The following is a 15,411-nucleotide window of genomic DNA, read 5'->3' as shown; positions in this document are numbered from 1 at the left end:
AAAAGTGATTTCTGTTCCGTTTATCGATATTCATTCGCACAGGAAAAATTCAAATAAAGAATGTGTTACGGTTTTTAATCTGGAACCGGGCGATTCTATTCCTGTTTTTACCGGAAAAATTTTTTATTCGGTAGGTTTACATCCCTGGAAAATTGGTACCGATGAAGAAGACAATGAACGGATGTTGATGATGGAAGACGCACTCGAATTGGATCATGTGATTTTTGTGGGTGAATGTGGTTTGGATAAATTTGCGAAATCCGGTTTCGATGAGCAAATGCGGGCATTTAAAGCCCAGGCTTTTATGGCCGAAGAATACAAAAAACCTTTAATTATTCATTGTGTTAAAGCCTGGAACGAGGTGGTAGAACTTCACAAAAAGAACAAACCTTCAGTTCCATGGATTTTTCACGGGTACAACGGCAGTGTTGAACTTACCCAACAATTGTTGGAAAAAAACTTCCTGTTTTCATTCGGTGAAATTCTGTTCAAAACAAATTCAAAAGCTGCTGAATCGTTTAAAATTTTGCCCCTTGAAAAAATATTTATTGAAACCGATGAGTTTGATGGAACTATTGAAGAAATATATACAAGCGCTGCCGGGTTAAAAAATATTTCTGTTGAAAAATTGAAGCAGGCAGTCTGGGAAAACTTTAACCGCATTGAAAATGTTAGTTTTTCATTATAAAATGCATTGCAACTATGATGCACAAAACCCGAACTTTAAATCCGAAACTTTAAACTATTATGAACTGGCTGGAAAGAACGGAACTGCTCCTTGGTACTGAAAAACTTGGGTTTATTAAAAACGCAAATATCCTGGTTGTTGGCCTCGGTGGAGTGGGAGCTTATGCTGCCGAAATGCTTTGCCGTGCAGGAGTAGGAAGAATGACCATTGTTGATGGCGATGTAGTGGAAGAGTCGAACCGAAACCGGCAGTTGCCGGCATTGATGAGCACAACCGGTCAGCCAAAAGCAGAAATTCTGGCCAAACGGTTTCTCGACATCAACCCGGAAATCGAACTTACGGTGGTAAATGATTTTATTCGCGACGAAAAAACAGTTGAATTGCTCGAAAGTCAACCGTTCGATTATGTTGTGGATGCCATCGATACGCTTACTCCAAAAGTTTTTCTCATCAGCCACAGCATTCAACTCGGCCTGAATGTGGTAAGTTCACTGGGGGCCGGGGGAAAAACAGATCCTTCAAAAGTGCAGGTGGCCGATATATCAAATTCGTACAATTGCAAACTCGGCCGCATGATGCGGAAACGCCTATCAAAACTGGGAATAAAAAAAGGATTTAAGGTTGTGTTCTCGCCCGAAGAAATTGCCGCCGAAGCCGTCAGACTTGAAGCCGGACAGAATAAAAAATCAACAGTAGGAACCATATCTTATATGCCGCCGGTTTTTGGTTGTTTTGTTGCAAGTGTGGTAATTACCGATTTATTGAATGAAAAATCTATTGGCCCGAATGCATTGAAAGCATGAAAGTTTACCAAAAATTTGGCGTAAAAATGTAATTTAATGAATATCCGGTGGCTAAAAGTTTGTTAATTCCAATTTTAGTTTAACTTTGCGGTGCGAATGAATAGATAATGTTGAACTTTTTTTTGAGTCGATTGTCTGGTAATGAGCAAATTGGTCTTTATTTAATTGAAATTTTTAAGGTATTCTGCAGCCGGGCACGATTCTCCTTCCTGTTTTTCACCACGATTTTTTTGGTTTCTGAACGTTTCATTTCGTAATTCATCTAAATCCGGGAACAAAACAAACTTAGGTTTTCGCGTTTTGCGGCAGAGCCTGTTTTATTAATTTAATTTTTAGTTACAAATGAACATTTATGTTGGAAATCTTCCGTACAACGTAGTTGAGGACGATTTAAGAGAAATTTTTGAAGAGTATGGTGAAGTGTCTGCAGTTAAAATCATTTCTGATAAACTGACCGGGCGTAGTAAAGGTTTTGGTTTCGTTGAAATGGACGATGACCAGGAAGCCAAAAAAGCCATTGAAGAACTTAACAATGCCGAACTTAGCGGACGGAACATTAAAGTAAACGAATCTCGTCCGAAATCAAACGACTCCCGCGGTGGCGGAGGCGGTGGTGGACATCGCAGAAGCGGCGGAGGCGGCGGCGGTTATAACAGAAGAGAACGTTATTAACGGATTTCTTATGGAAGGAAAAGTAAAATGGTACGATGCAGTTAAGGGCTTTGGTTTCATTCATACTGAAGAAGGCAAAGACATTTTTGTGCACCGTTCAGGAGTAAAAGATGCTCAGTTTGGACTTGAACAAGACCAGGCCGTGCAGTTTGAAGTAAAGGAAAGCGACCGCGGACCGGTAGCTTTTAATGTGGAAGTTATCTAATTATTATAGTGCTCAGTAAAAAGGGTTTTGTGCAAACAAAACCCTTTTTTGTTGGTGTCTTGTCAGGTTGGAGAAAATCCTTTAAAGGATTTATTTCAAAAATTCAATAGCGGTTTGCAGGGTTTTGTCTGTTCCTGATTCAATTTCAGACCACTGGTTTTTAACCAAAATATCTGGAGCCAGGCCAATTCCTTCATATGTTTTACCATCATATAATTCCACTTTTTGCGGAACCAGCGAATAAAACCATCCGTTGGCCAGTTCCCTGCCAATCATTGTTCCATGTGCGCCGTTTGTTGTATCACCCATCAAAGTTACATTTGGCAAAGTTTTAAAAGCCATTACCGAACGTTCTCCGGCACTGATGGTATAGCGGTCGGTAAGCACAATAATGGGTTTTTCAATAAAATTACCAGCCGGTTCAATAAACCATTTTTGCCATTCGGTATAATCATTTTTACCTTTTCCGTTTTTGGTTTTGCTTTGAAAAACAAACCTTTTTTCGTCGGTTAATCTTCCCATTTCAGAAAAGCAGTAGGTGAAATCTCCACCCTGATTGTGCCTGAAGTCGAATATCAGACCGTCGGCTGTTTCAAATTCAGTAAGGAATTCATTCAGTTTGAAAAAGTTTTCTCCAACATGGTCGAAAAAAATGTAACCAATGTTTTCATTTTTAACTTTTCCGTAAATGTAACTCGTTTCGTCGCCTTCTTTGAATTCATTTTCAAGGTAATTGTTTTTGATAACTGACAAATCAAAAAGCTCATCCTCAATTTTTTCCTGCCGTATTTTATTGGAAAAGAATATATTTTTCCCCGGAGCTGTCAAGCTCACATGACCATCGTCGAGGGTTGCCAAAAGTTGAGACAACACATCAAAAAGTTCATCATCAGTGGTCTGTTCTGTTACCATTGAACGGAAGTTTGCATATTCAGTTTCCCAGTTAACATTTCGTTCCTCAAAAGGAGCATACTCTTCATTAAAAGTAGTCCAGAGATTTTCGAAAACAGCAACCGGATTGTTTGCCGGTTCTTCCACAAATAGCTTTTCGCATCCGGTAAATACAATCGCAAATAACGATATTCCTAAAAGGGTATATAATTTTTTTCTCATGATTTTAAAATTTAAATGTTGCAGAAATGTTTACTGAACTCCGCTGCGAAATCAGGTTACGCGGCTTTTGAGCATGGATAAATTCATATTGTCCGGCAATGCCAATTCCCCACTTCGGGAGAAACTGATACAGGTATTTCAGCTCAAAATCAAATTGCTGAACGGTATTCCAGGTTGCCGGATTTCCGTCTTTTATAAAAGCGAAAAAGGTTTTCACGCCGGAGTGGGAGCTGATGTTTTCAATGAACTCATCGTCATTCACCAAATAAGGCGACCGCGAAACCCATGAAACAGCAGGAAGTTGTAATTTAATGGTTAGTCCGTTCTTTTCGCTGATTAAAAAATCAAGTTTTCCAAACACTCCAAGGTTTATGGCAGAAAAGTATCCAAATGAGCCGATGCGTCCGTAAACATAATTCAATGATTGTGTATCGGTGTTAAACATTCCGCCAATGGTAAGATCAGTTTTGCCCCGTTCTATTACTTTTCTGCCAAAAAGATAATCCAGATTAAAGTAGAGAAAATAATGCGGAGTGGCGGTTTTAACTTCATCGTACTCTGAATAATTATATGGTTCCTGAAGCATGGGATCGAATGTTGCCACAACAATTTTTACCTGCTGATAATACTTTCCATTTCTCGAATAATCTATTGCCCCGTTAAGTAATGAAAAATCGTGATGAACGAACGGCGAAAATATCTGGTCCTGCCTGGTGTTTTGCCCTATTCCAAAACCCATTGAAAGTGCGTTTTCCTTAGCCGGATTCACAGCAAGAAGCCGGGTACCGGTCAAAATAAATACCAGAAGAAGAATAAATTTTGTTGTTTTCATAGTTGTAAAATTGTTTTGTTTTCGAATAATTTGTCTGCAATGGCTTTAATATGTGACAGGTCGGTGCCGCAACATCCTCCAATAACTTTTAATTCCGGCAAGAGAAGTTTTAATTCTGAATAACCTTCAGCCAAATGGTTGCAATCACCCATGTCCAGTGTTTCAGATGCATCCAGTTCCGCATGGCTTTTTGTTGATGCATTGGCCCGAATGGCCGCAATCCTGTTTTTCCAGTCACCCTCATTTTTAAAAATACCTTTAAAGTGTTCCGGATGTGCACAGTTAATCATGTAGTAACTCACATAAAAATCAGTGTATTCATCTACCTTTTTAATAGCATCACGAAGCGTTTCTCCATTGGGTAGATGGCCATCCGTTTCCAGTGTAAATGAAATAACTACCGGAATTTCCGAATTTTTTGCCGCTTGTGCAATACCCATTGCTTCTTCACTGTAATTCAGAGTGAATGCACTAACCATGTCTGCTCCGGCGTCGGTCAGTGTTTCAATTTGTGCCAGGTGGTAATCCGCAGCTTCCCTTGCCGACATGGTTTTTCCGGGCTGATAACCATCGCCGCGCGGACCAATACATCCGCTAATAAGAATGTGACCCAGCCGGGATTCATACTCCGATTTCAGTTCTTTCAGGAATTCAACAGCATCGAAATTAATTTGCCTGAGTTCCTGCATAGAGTACCCCAGTTTGAAACACCAGTCAGGATTTGCCCGCCATGTTGGTGTTTCCAGAATAAAGTTGGACTGGTATTTTTCCGCCAATTCAAGGTATTGCCTGAAATATTCCATTAAATGCCGTCTGCCTTCACCACCGAGCAGAAGCTCGAACGATGCAAAATGATTTAATTCAATGCCATCATGGAAAACAAAAGTGGTTTCCATTCCTCCGTCTGTAAGATACGTTCCATTAAATAATAACTGTTCCATTGTTTTCATAACTCAATAATTTTAATTTGACTGTAAATTTGTTGTTGTTTGTCCATAAAGGCGTAAGTTTTGAACTTACAATGGAAGGTGTGGAAACTTACGGCAGATTTATGCTGAAGAAATTCTCATTTGGAAATTGCACTTTCGATAATAGTTGGCAAAAATCTGCAAACAATAATAAGTGAAAGGAGTAAGATTGGAGTTATGAAAACTTTTGGTGAGATTGGAAACGGAACCGTTCAGGTTATCCAGGTCACTGGTTTTTCAGGTTTGTAACTGCAAAAGGTGCCGGTTTTTACAGAAATTGTAAGGTGTTTAGCCAATTCAGGGTGTGCCTTTTCAATTTTGCGGATGGCATTACGAATACGCCAGGTTACAGCCGACCTCGCCTTTTCAACAGAATCACTTGCTTTTCTTGACTTGTTCCCCAAACCCATTGATGATGACAGGTAATTGAGCAGATTGTCATATTCTTCCTGTAATCTGAGCGAAACGGCTGTATCGTTATTTGTTTCGGCTTCGTCCAGTTCCTGTTGAATTTCCAGAATGCGATGCTGGTATTGTTTCTTGGCGGTTTCATCGATAAGATTTTCGGAACTTTCGTTTAAAACACTCCCCATTAACTCAGCACAATGTACCTCCTTTTCAGGATTTGCCAACAATTCCGAAATATCAAAAAAACCTTTTACTTCTGGTAAAAAAACACTTTTCCCTTCATATTCCATTTGCCAGAATTCAGCCTCCTTTAAAAAAATACCTGTTGTTTTTTTGGTTTGAACGGAAGACATTTTTTTGGTTTCAATGCCTGAGTTTTTACCACCAATAAACTCCCAAAAATCGTGCATAGGTGACCTGTCTTTATATGGATTTATTTCCATCATCCAGTTTAAAGCTTTCTTTTCTAAATCTTGCAGGTTTTCGTTTGTTCTTCTTTTGAATTTATTCAGGTAGGTTTGCCAGTTGATTTGCATTTTTTCCAAATCACCCGAATGATAAAAGGCAGCCGCCATGTACGCGTCAAAATCAATCCAGGTTGCACGATCAACCTGACTGCCAAGCTCAATGCATTTTTCAAAATTTCTCAGCTCGAAATAGATGAATGATCCAATTTGGTTATAATCACTATCCAGCAGCGGATTCAGTTTTATAATTTTACGGTAAATTTTTTCGGCTTCTTTGGCGTAATTCAAATAAGCAAAGCATTGTGCAATCTGAACTAAACTATCCACATCGTTGGGACTAAGACGAAGTGCTTTTCGCAGGTAATGTTCCGAGCGATCGTATTCGCCATTGTAAAGTAAGGTGCGGCCCAGAACAAAAGCTGCCACATGATTTTGCCCATCCAGGTCAATGGCCTTTTGCGCCCATTCGTGCGCACCGCCTTTGCAAACATCCCAGCGTTCCATTAGCTGGCAGCTCCACTCATTGAAATAGGTAAGTGACATACCCGAACAGGCCAACGAATAATTGGGGTCAATTTGAAGGGCTTCCTGGAAATATTTCCGCGCTTTCAGGTCGCTTTCCGGTGTCCCGTTTTTTATCTCTTCCATACCCAAAAGCCAGTTTTCGTAAGCCTTTAACGACGATTTTGGCTTCGCTTTAATATTGAATACCAAATCGTAATCAAGTTGTTTTTGCAGCGATGAAACAATTTCCATCAGCAGATTCTCCTGCAATGCGAACAAATCTTCGGAATTTCCTTCGAAGCGGTTAGCCCAAATGATATGGCTTGCTGAACTGTTAAATAACTGTGCGTTAATAATCAAACGTTTTTCGTAGCTCGTTACTGCGCCGGTTATATAATAGTCGGTGTTCAAAAGTTTGAAATAGTCACTGTCGATATGATTGGCATTAACTATTTTTACCGATTGTTCTGCAATTATTGTAAACTGGCGAAACTTGGAAAGTTCGGTGATTAAATCGAGCCATAATGACCGGCAGAAAATTCCGAGCCTGTTTCCTTCGGTAAGGTTTTCAAACGGAAATACAGCCAATGTTACAGATGTACTATTTTTTCGTTTGGTTTCCACTTCTTTGTTTTTTGCTAAAACTTTTTGTTCTTTAATAGAAAGCCATTCAGTTTTTTGGTTGCTTTTAAAAACACAAAAAAGCGTAAATTGTTTTTCATGAACCCTGACTAACAGCAAAATACTGAAAATGTAAAGATTCTTCGTGATTTTTAAATCAGGTTCATTTCTTCACAAAAGTTCCAAAAATTCCATAATATTTTTCAACTTTACCGGAAATCGAAATTGATGAAAGCACTTTATTACGAAAAATTTCAGGGACCGGTTGAAGTGTGCGATGTACCGCAGCCTAAAGCAAGAGCCGGCAGCGTGGTGGTAAAAGTGGAGGCAACGGGACTTTGCCGCAGCGACTGGCACGGCTGGATGGGACACGACCCTGACATCAAATTGCCTCATGTGCCGGGTCACGAGCTGGCGGGTGTTGTCGTTGAAACCGGCAAAGGTGTGAAAAACTGGAAGCCGGGCGACCGCGTTACCGTTCCGTTTGTGGGTGGTTGCGGATATTGTCCGGAATGTATTTCAGGAAACCACCAGGTTTGCGATCATCAGTTTCAACCGGGATTTACCGCGTGGGGTTCGTTTGCCGAATTTGTGGAAATTCAGTATGCGGATATTAACCTTGTGCGATTGCCGGACGAAATGAGTTTCGAAACTGCTGCCAGTTTGGGGTGCCGGTTCATTACATCGTTTCGCGCTGTTGTCGATCAGGGAAAAGTAAAAGCCGGACAATGGGTTGCCGTGCACGGCTGCGGCGGAGTGGGATTATCTGCAATAATGATTGCAGCATCCGGCGGCGCCAGTGTTGTGGCTGTTGATATCGACAATGAAAAATTGAAACTGGCACAAAAAGCAGGTGCCGGCGTATTGTTGAATGCCCGGAAAATAAATGACATTCCAGATGCAGTGCATGAAGCAACCAGTCGCGGAGCGCATGTCTCCATCGACGCGCTGGGCAGCCAGGAAACCTGCTTCAATTCGGTGGCGTGTTTGCGAAAACGCGGAAAACATATTCAGGTAGGCCTAATGACCGGCGACCACCAACATCCCAAAGTGCCCATGGACAAAGTGGTGGCACACGAACTGGAAATAATCGGCAGTCATGGCATGCAGGCATTTCGTTATATTGAAATGTTCGAAATGATTCATTCAGGAAAATTGAAACCTGAACTTCTCATTGGCAAAACCATTTCGCTGGATGACGCACCGCAGGCCCTGATGGATATGGATAAATTTGAAAATTTGGGAGTTACGGTGGTTAACAGGTTTTAGATTTCTTTGATACAATTAATTTAGTTGTATTTTTATTTACAACTATTATGGTTGTTTTGTAGAAAACAACTACATTTGTGGTATGAAAAAAAAGAATATAATTATCATCGGAGATGTAATCAAATCAAGTAAAAGATTTCATCCCGACAAATGGGAAAATTTTCATCAATCGGTTGAAACCATCAATAAACGGTTTGCGCCGGAATTAATTATTCCGTTTACAGTTTACTCAGGCGATAGTTTTGGTGCTGTATGCAGCGATATTTCTTCCGCAGCCGAAATTATTTTATCCATGCAGGAGATTCAGAAATATTATAAATCCAGGTATGTGCTCATTGAGGATGAAATTTCTTATGGTGTTGAAAAAAAGAGTTTTTTAACTCTTGTGGGCCCGGCTTTGTGGAAAAGCGAAGATAATCTGAACAACATCAAAAAAAGCAAAATGTTTTTTGTTTCCGATTTACAGAACAAATTATTGACAATAACTGTAAATACCATCATGAATCTGATTCTTTCGGTAAAAAACGATTGGAATGAGCAGGAATGGGAGGTTTACAGAAATTACAATGAGGAGGTCAAACAAAAAGAATTGGCCGAAAAGCTGGGTATCACTCAGCAATATGTTTCAAAATTAATAAAGCAAGCCCGGCTTCATTTGATAAAAGAGTCGGAAGAAAACCTTAAAATTATAATTAATGGAATCCATCGGAAGGTTTATTGAAAGTTATCCACTGCTGATTAAAGTAATAATCATAGTTTTTGGATATTTTGCAACTTTTGGATTGACAAGCTATTTGATTAAAAAAATTGTGTTAAGCGGCAAAAAGAAACCGGACAATGAGCAGGAGAATTCTAAAAAGATTCCGAAAAAAAGTGAAATTCGCGATGGATATATCATAGGTAAGTGTGAGAATATCATTATTTTAAGTTTTATACTCGTGGGTGAAGTAACCGGTCTGGCGCTTATTTTTGCAGCAAAAAATCTGGCCAGGGTAAAGGATATCAGAGATAATGCCGGTTTTTTTCTGGCTGGAACCATGGTAAATTTTACGGCTACCCTGGTTATTGCCTATATTTTAAAATTCATCCTCATTTTTATTCCTTGAGGATTTTAGGGATTCATAAATCAAATTAATATGGAAAAACTAAATATTACACTCGTTCAATCCGAGATCATTTGGGAAAACCGGGAAGCAAATCTGAAAAAGTATTCAGAAATGCTGGCAAAAGTGGGAAAGACGCACATTATCGTTTTGCCGGAAATGTTTATCACCGGTTTTTCTATGAATCCTGAAAAGCTGAAGGAAACTATGGACGGGCCTTCTGTGCAGTGGATGAAAAACCTGGCCAGGGAGAAAAATGCAGCAGTTGCCGGAAGTCTCATCATTGAAGAGAATGGCAAACCATTTAACCGTTTTTTGTGGGTTTTTCCTGAGGGGAAAATTGAAATTTACGACAAACGCCACCTGTTTACCATGAGCGGTGAACATTTACACTATTCGCCGGGAAATAAAAAGCTGGTGGTGGAATATCTGGGCTGGCGGTTTTGTCCGCTCATTTGTTACGATTTGCGTTTTCCGGTGTGGAGCCGCAACACTGAAAACTATGATGTGGTAATGTTTGTGGCCAACTGGCCCTCGCCACGCCATCATGTATGGAAAAATTTGCTGGTGGCCCGTGCCATCGAAAATCAGGCCTATTGTGTGGGTGTAAATCGCTCGGGAACTGATGGAACCGGGCTTCAATACCTGGGAGATTCTGCGTTGGTTGATCCAAAAGGATTTGCCTCATTTTTTGGGGAAAATGAACAGGTTAAATCGTTTGAAATTTCGTACGATAAATTGCATCAGTTCCGGAAAAAATTTCCGGTGCTGGAGGACAGGGATGAGTTCACTTTGGGTGCAGCGAATTCCGATTCGCTGATTTGAGACATTTGTACTTCACGAAAAATCAGCAAATCAACCTCGATAACTAACTGGTGTGCCGCATCTAAAACTCCAGCGCCATTCCCGTTTTGATCTGCCTGTTTTGGAAGGATTCGTAAAATGCAGCCAGTGCGGGCAGTTCAGTGCAATGCGACGGGTAAATCTGCTCAACTTTATTCGTTTTGAAGTATTCGATGGTTTTCCGGGTTTGTTCGTTTTGCTCTTTCAGGTGAAAACCACCTAAAACCGCCTGAACATCTGAAATACCGGTAACTTTTTTGGCCTGCTCTACAATATTGCAAATGCCCGAATGAGAACAGCCCGCAATCACTACCAGGCGTTTATTCACCAATGCTGCCAGTGCCGAATCATCCGGAATAAAATCGTCGTTTCGGAAATCGTCAACAAAGGAAGTGGATTGGGCTTCGAAATCGTTTTGTCGGGGAATTTCGCCCAGAAACCAAAGGTTTTCTGATATCTGAACAGGGACTTTGGATTCAGTTAATTTAAACCGGCTTTCAATTTCTTTTTTGGTAAGCGACAATCCCACCGGAGTAAAATCCTTTTTGTGAAACCTTCGGATAAATGCTCCGGGGTGTACAAACAGTTGTTTGTTTTGAAGATAACGCAGGCCGTCTCCGTGATCCCAGTGGCCATGACTAAGCACAACGGTTTTTACGTCGTTTTCAATGTCAGTTCCAAGTTGCCGTGCATTTTTCAGAAATACATCGGAATGCCCGGTGTCGAACAGAATTTTTTGGTCGTCGATTTCAATCAGGTAAGAAAGACCGTGTTCGGCCAGAAATTTTCCACCTGCGGTGTTTTCTGTAAGAAAAGTGATTTTCATTTTTTGCAGTCGATTTTAAATATGAAAAAAGCAGCTGATGCAATGATGATCATGAACAGAGCAAAAAAAGCTTTGAATCCGAAAAGTTGAATCAATGTTCCGCCCAGCAACGGAAAAAGGGCCGGAAGAATGTTGCCGGCACCGGCAAATCCGGTATAAAGCGCGCGGTTTTCATTGCCTGAAATTTCTAAAAGCAACCCGTTCATGGTCATGGTGTAAAGCGAATAAACCACACCGCCCATCACAAAAACGTATTTTAACCCGTCGATTCCTGAAATTCCCCAGGCCAATCCACCCAACAGCAATGTGAGCGCGACGTTGCTGTAAAGCAATACGTTGTATTTCAGTTTTTTGGCGCCCAGCAAAACCAGCAGGCTTACAAAAACAATCCCGATTACCTTGAATAAAAGGAAGTTGCCCGTGTCGCTGCTTTGGGTCTGGAAAGTTTCTTTTGCATACAAAATAACGAACGGTAAAAACGAAATGGCAATACCCTGGGTGTTAATGAACCCCAGAAAATGCAGCAGTTTTTTGTTCGATTTCAGTTCCTGCTTCATTATGTGTATAAAGTTTCTTACGCCCGAAATTTTCATGTTCGAAGGCACCGTTTCCCGTATGTTCCAGAATCCACCGGAGGCTATCAGCAACAGCGCCCCGCCAATGAAAAACATAAGTGCATAATTCACTGGGAAATCCTTCCAGACCAGAACCCTTTTTACCAGAAATGCCGCACCCAAAACGATTACACCTGAAATAATCTGGTTCGATGAGAAAAATATTTTTCTTTTTCTCGGGTTGACCGATTTTCCCAGAATATCGTAATAACTCACATTGGCAAAAGCACCCGCAAGCGAAAACAAGGTAATGAATAAAAATGCCAGCCAAAGAACGTATCCAACCTGTTCACCTTTTAGCAAAAAAAGCAATCCGCCCAGTCCGGCCAATGCAAAAATGCGGGTATTGATGCCTGCAAGCAAAAATTTCTTTTTAAAGGTTTGGTTGCTGAGGTAAGGAGCAAAAAACAACTGGGTAAAACTGGCACCTCCCAGCATAATGGCCGTCATTATTCCGATATGCATGGCCCCACCACCTGCTTCTACCAGCATGGCCGGAATGATGGTGTCCACATCCATAAAATTTTTGGCCAGTGCCAGAAAACCGGCATGCCACAGAAATGACCAGAAATTACGATTCGAGATATTTTTGGGTAATGTCATGTGCACATCGCTTTAATATCAGCGAAGATCATGAATTTTTTCGAGTTTTTTCCAAATGGATATAAATTCCTGGCCAGGTTCAGAGTCTGGCGCAAATTCCACAATGCTTTTTCCGGCAACCATGGAATCCACCAAACGGGTGTCAAATGGGATTTTTCCTATAAGCGGAATCGAATTTTCGTGTAAAAACTGTTCGGTTTGTACTGTAATTTCCGGGTTGATGTCGTATTTGTTAATGACAGCAAAAACGGGGATGTGAAACGATTCGACCAGTTCCAGCAGCCGTTTGGCATCGTGCAGTCCCGAAAGCGAAGGTTCAATAACCAGCAGCACTTTACCGGTTCCGGTTACCGAAGCAATTACCGGACAGCCGATTCCGGGAGGGCCATCGTTGATTATAAAATCAGTAGCTGTTTCTGTGGCAATTTCCATGGCTTTTTTTCTGATTTCGGTAACCAGTCTGCCTGAATTTTCCTCTCCGGCACCCATGCGCGCATGAACAAGCGGGCCAAACCGGGTATCGGACACAAACCATTTGTTGTTGTTAAATTGAATTGATGTGATGGCATGTTCGGGACATATCCGCTCACACAACCGGCAGCCTTCGCATTGAAAAGGATTCACTTCCGGTATTCCATCATCGTTTGGATGAATGGCACTAAACCGGCAGTGCTCCTCACACAGACCGCAAACCGAGCACCTTTCCGGGTCAATTACCGCTTTACTGCCGCTGCTGAACTCATGCTCCTCTTTAACTTTCGGGTGAAGAATGAGGTGCAAATCAGCCGCATCCACATCGTTATCGCAAAATACCGCGTTTATGGCCAGCGACGCAATGGCTGCAGCTACGCTGGTTTTCCCCGCGCCGCCTTTTCCGCTTAAAATGGTAATCTCTCGCATGTTATTTTTTCAATGATTCCGCGGTACGTTTCTTTCAGTTCTTCCGGGATGTTACCCAATAATTCTCCAGAAGAATACATTCGGGCAAGTTCTCTCGAAAACGGAATTTTTCCCAGCAACTCAATATTGTTTTCTTTCAAAAAAGTATAAACATCATCGGAGCCCAGACCTGCTTTGTTCACCACTACTCCAAAAGGTTTCTTCAATTCCTGTAAAAGTTCTACCGTTATTTTCAAATCGTGCAATCCAAAAGGTGTTGGCTCGGTTACTAAAATAACGTAATCAACATCAGAAACTGTTTCCACCACCGGGCAACTGGTTCCGGGTGGAGAGTCGAGGATGTTAAAATTTACGGTCGGATTCACTTCTTTTTTCAGCTCTTTGATGAGCATGGTTTGCATCGCCGATCCCACTTCAAGGCGGCCTTCGGTAAACAAATTTCCGTTTTCTGTCAGGTACCGGGTGATGACACCCAAAGGATGCGGTTTTTCGGTGAAAGCATTTTCGGGGCAGGCAACCAGGCAGGCACCGCATGAATGACAAAAGCTTGCATCCACTTGTGCAAAGTTACGTGATGCTACCACGGTAATGGCATTAAATTCGCACCATTCAACACATTTTTTGCAGAATGTACAAACCGACGTATCAATTTCAGGAATGTACTGATGAACCTGTTTTTGCTCCAATATTTCCAGCGACGGAAAAAACAATGCATCGTTGGGCTCTTCCACATCGCAATCTGCAAGGTGCACTTTTTTCCCTCTAATTTTCTCCAAAAAATGAAAAAGGCTCACTGCCACCGTGGTTTTTCCTGTGCCACCTTTTCCACTTGCAACTGCAATCTGCATGGTTTTTACTTTCACTTATTTTGGAGATAGTATTTCTGAAAAATCAATCTCCATCACTCACAATCAATCTCCACCAATTACCTTTTTCTTTCTCTTTTAGTGGTCGCAATAATTGGCCGAGAATTCGATGGAATTATTAAAATATCCATTTACCAGTTCGTGAGATTTTAATTTTGGTGCTCCCACAAACACATTCACCCCGTGTTGGTTAAAAAGCTGAATGGCACGGTTTCCCATCCCACCGGCCAGCACATCGGTAACTCCCAGGTCGGCCAGCCAGCGCGGTAGCACACCCGGTTCGTGCGGAGGGGGCTGAATCATTTCAGTTGAGATAATCTCATTTTTTTCAACTTCGTGTATCGCAAAATAATGACAATGGCCAAAGTGGGCATCTAAAATGCCGTTTTGGTCAACCGGAACTGCATACTTACTCTTCATGTTTTATTTGTTTTTGTATTTTATTCTGAATGGAAGATTTGAATATCATGGTAAAAGTCTAATTAATCACGTGTTATTTTTTTATTTCATTTATAATTTCCCCAATAGTTTTGTTTGGGCCATCCATAATGATCATTTGTATTTTGAATTGTTCAAGCAATGACTTTGCTTTTGGACCGAAATCACCCGAAATTACTCGTTCTGCATTCAGTTCAGCAATTGTTTCGGCCGCTTTTGTTCCTGCACCCCCGTTAGCATTTTTGTCTTTATTTTCGATAAATTGAACAGAATTGTCTGATGAATTATAAACGCAAAACCAACTGGTCCGGCCAAATCGTAAATCGAATTTGGATTGCAGGCTATTCCCTGTGGAAGTAATAATTGTAATCATTTTTATATGAATAAGGTTGCTTTAAAATAATACAGCAAATTTAGAAATAATGTTCATAAAAAACAAAATTATAAAGAACTAATGTTTAATAAATATTTTATTATCCTGTTTGGTTGAAATAAAATTGAAGATTTGTTTTGGTTGAGAAATTTTCTTAGAAAAGCGAGCATATGGTTTTGTATTGTTTAAAAAAGTTTAAATTTGCAGCGGTTTTATCATACGGGGTATAGCGCAGCCCGGTAGCGCGCGTCGTTCGGGACGACGAGGTCGTCGGTTCAAATCCGGCTACCCCGAC

At 41.0% G+C, this 15,411-nt stretch carries 18 protein-coding genes and 1 tRNA gene; 9 read left to right on the top strand and 10 right to left on the bottom strand.

What is annotated here, in order from left to right; genetic code table 11:
• Positions 1-4 precede the first annotated feature (4 nt).
• The 4 genes from ACESMA_RS16820 (at position 5) to ACESMA_RS16805 (ending at position 2,368) form a co-directional block, all read left to right on the top strand.
• The gene (locus ACESMA_RS16820; RefSeq protein WP_372950020.1) at positions 5-688 is read left to right on the top strand and encodes a TatD family hydrolase; all 684 of its coding nucleotides are present in this window, start codon (positions 5-7) and stop codon (positions 686-688) included.
• 56 nt (positions 689-744) lie between these two features.
• On the top strand, positions 745-1,491 hold the full coding sequence (locus ACESMA_RS16815) for a ThiF family adenylyltransferase (RefSeq protein WP_411289414.1): 747 nt from the start codon (positions 745-747) through the stop codon (positions 1,489-1,491).
• A 342-nt stretch (positions 1,492-1,833) separates the two neighbouring features.
• Complete coding sequence (locus tag ACESMA_RS16810; protein WP_372950018.1) at positions 1,834-2,163, top strand: RNA recognition motif domain-containing protein; 330 nt, start codon at positions 1,834-1,836, stop codon at positions 2,161-2,163.
• A 10-nt stretch (positions 2,164-2,173) separates the two neighbouring features.
• Complete coding sequence (locus ACESMA_RS16805) at positions 2,174-2,368, top strand: cold-shock protein (RefSeq protein WP_372950017.1); 195 nt, start codon at positions 2,174-2,176, stop codon at positions 2,366-2,368.
• A gap of 90 nt (positions 2,369-2,458) precedes the next feature.
• On the opposite strand, the gene ACESMA_RS16800 is transcribed toward ACESMA_RS16805, so the two are convergent.
• From ACESMA_RS16800 to ACESMA_RS16785, 4 genes are all read right to left on the bottom strand, one after another.
• Positions 2,459-3,481: a S41 family peptidase gene (locus ACESMA_RS16800; RefSeq protein WP_372950016.1), complete on the bottom strand. Its 1,023-nt coding sequence runs from the start codon at positions 3,479-3,481 to the stop codon at positions 2,459-2,461.
• A 4-nt stretch (positions 3,482-3,485) separates the two neighbouring features.
• On the bottom strand, positions 3,486-4,313 hold the full coding sequence (locus ACESMA_RS16795) for a hypothetical protein (protein ID WP_372950015.1): 828 nt from the start codon (positions 4,311-4,313) through the stop codon (positions 3,486-3,488).
• The gene (locus ACESMA_RS16790) at positions 4,310-5,263 is read right to left on the bottom strand and encodes a homocysteine S-methyltransferase family protein (protein WP_372950014.1); all 954 of its coding nucleotides are present in this window, start codon (positions 5,261-5,263) and stop codon (positions 4,310-4,312) included. The genes ACESMA_RS16795 and ACESMA_RS16790 overlap by 4 nt, the downstream gene beginning before the upstream one ends.
• 230 nt (positions 5,264-5,493) lie before the next feature.
• Entirely contained in the window at positions 5,494-7,284 is a 1,791-nt protein-coding gene (locus tag ACESMA_RS16785) for a tetratricopeptide repeat protein (RefSeq protein ID WP_372950013.1), read from the bottom strand.
• 225 nt (positions 7,285-7,509) lie between these two features.
• Between ACESMA_RS16785 and ACESMA_RS16780 the strand changes: the two genes are divergently transcribed.
• The 4 genes from ACESMA_RS16780 to ACESMA_RS16765 all read left to right on the top strand — a co-directional run bounded on the left by ACESMA_RS16780 (position 7,510) and on the right by ACESMA_RS16765 (position 10,478).
• Positions 7,510-8,550 (top strand): zinc-dependent alcohol dehydrogenase family protein, encoded by a 1,041-nt coding sequence (locus ACESMA_RS16780; RefSeq protein WP_372950012.1) that lies wholly within the window; start codon positions 7,510-7,512, stop codon positions 8,548-8,550.
• A gap of 82 nt (positions 8,551-8,632) precedes the next feature.
• Positions 8,633-9,271, top strand: coding sequence for a SatD family protein (locus tag ACESMA_RS16775; protein ID WP_372950011.1), 639 nt, complete (start codon positions 8,633-8,635; stop codon positions 9,269-9,271).
• Positions 9,246-9,656 carry a hypothetical protein gene (locus tag ACESMA_RS16770; RefSeq protein WP_372950010.1) on the top strand — a complete coding sequence of 137 codons (411 nt, stop codon included), beginning with the start codon at positions 9,246-9,248 and terminating at the stop codon, positions 9,654-9,656. The genes ACESMA_RS16775 and ACESMA_RS16770 overlap by 26 nt, the downstream gene beginning before the upstream one ends.
• 30 nt (positions 9,657-9,686) lie before the next feature.
• Entirely contained in the window at positions 9,687-10,478 is a 792-nt protein-coding gene (locus ACESMA_RS16765; protein ID WP_372950009.1) for an amidohydrolase, read from the top strand.
• 61 nt (positions 10,479-10,539) lie between these two features.
• Here the strand turns inward: ACESMA_RS16765 and ACESMA_RS16760 are convergent, their stop codons facing one another.
• The 6 genes from ACESMA_RS16760 to ACESMA_RS16735 all read right to left on the bottom strand — a co-directional run bounded on the left by ACESMA_RS16760 (position 10,540) and on the right by ACESMA_RS16735 (position 15,116).
• Positions 10,540-11,322, bottom strand: coding sequence for an MBL fold metallo-hydrolase (locus tag ACESMA_RS16760; protein ID WP_372950008.1), 783 nt, complete (start codon positions 11,320-11,322; stop codon positions 10,540-10,542).
• The gene (locus ACESMA_RS16755; protein ID WP_372950007.1) at positions 11,319-12,539 is read right to left on the bottom strand and encodes an MFS transporter; all 1,221 of its coding nucleotides are present in this window, start codon (positions 12,537-12,539) and stop codon (positions 11,319-11,321) included. Before ACESMA_RS16755 ends, ACESMA_RS16760 begins: the two co-directional genes overlap by 4 nt.
• An 18-nt stretch (positions 12,540-12,557) precedes the next feature.
• Complete coding sequence (locus tag ACESMA_RS16750; RefSeq protein ID WP_372950006.1) at positions 12,558-13,439, bottom strand: P-loop NTPase; 882 nt, start codon at positions 13,437-13,439, stop codon at positions 12,558-12,560.
• Positions 13,418-14,287, bottom strand: coding sequence for an ATP-binding protein (locus ACESMA_RS16745; protein WP_372950005.1), 870 nt, complete (start codon positions 14,285-14,287; stop codon positions 13,418-13,420). Before ACESMA_RS16745 ends, ACESMA_RS16750 begins: the two co-directional genes overlap by 22 nt.
• Positions 14,288-14,383: 96 nt before the next feature.
• The gene (locus tag ACESMA_RS16740; RefSeq protein ID WP_372950004.1) at positions 14,384-14,725 is read right to left on the bottom strand and encodes a NifB/NifX family molybdenum-iron cluster-binding protein; all 342 of its coding nucleotides are present in this window, start codon (positions 14,723-14,725) and stop codon (positions 14,384-14,386) included.
• A gap of 73 nt (positions 14,726-14,798) precedes the next feature.
• Positions 14,799-15,116 (bottom strand): NifB/NifX family molybdenum-iron cluster-binding protein, encoded by a 318-nt coding sequence (locus tag ACESMA_RS16735; RefSeq protein WP_372950003.1) that lies wholly within the window; start codon positions 15,114-15,116, stop codon positions 14,799-14,801.
• A gap of 220 nt (positions 15,117-15,336) precedes the next feature.
• Here ACESMA_RS16735 and ACESMA_RS16730 point away from each other — a divergent pair.
• A tRNA-Pro gene (locus ACESMA_RS16730) sits at positions 15,337-15,410 on the top strand.
• Position 15,411 lies beyond the last annotated feature (1 nt).

It is taken from the genome of Mariniphaga sp. (assembly GCF_041687215.1).
Taxonomy (GTDB): domain Bacteria; phylum Bacteroidota; class Bacteroidia; order Bacteroidales; family Prolixibacteraceae; genus Mariniphaga.
This window is presented reverse-complemented; position numbering and strand designations above follow the sequence as displayed.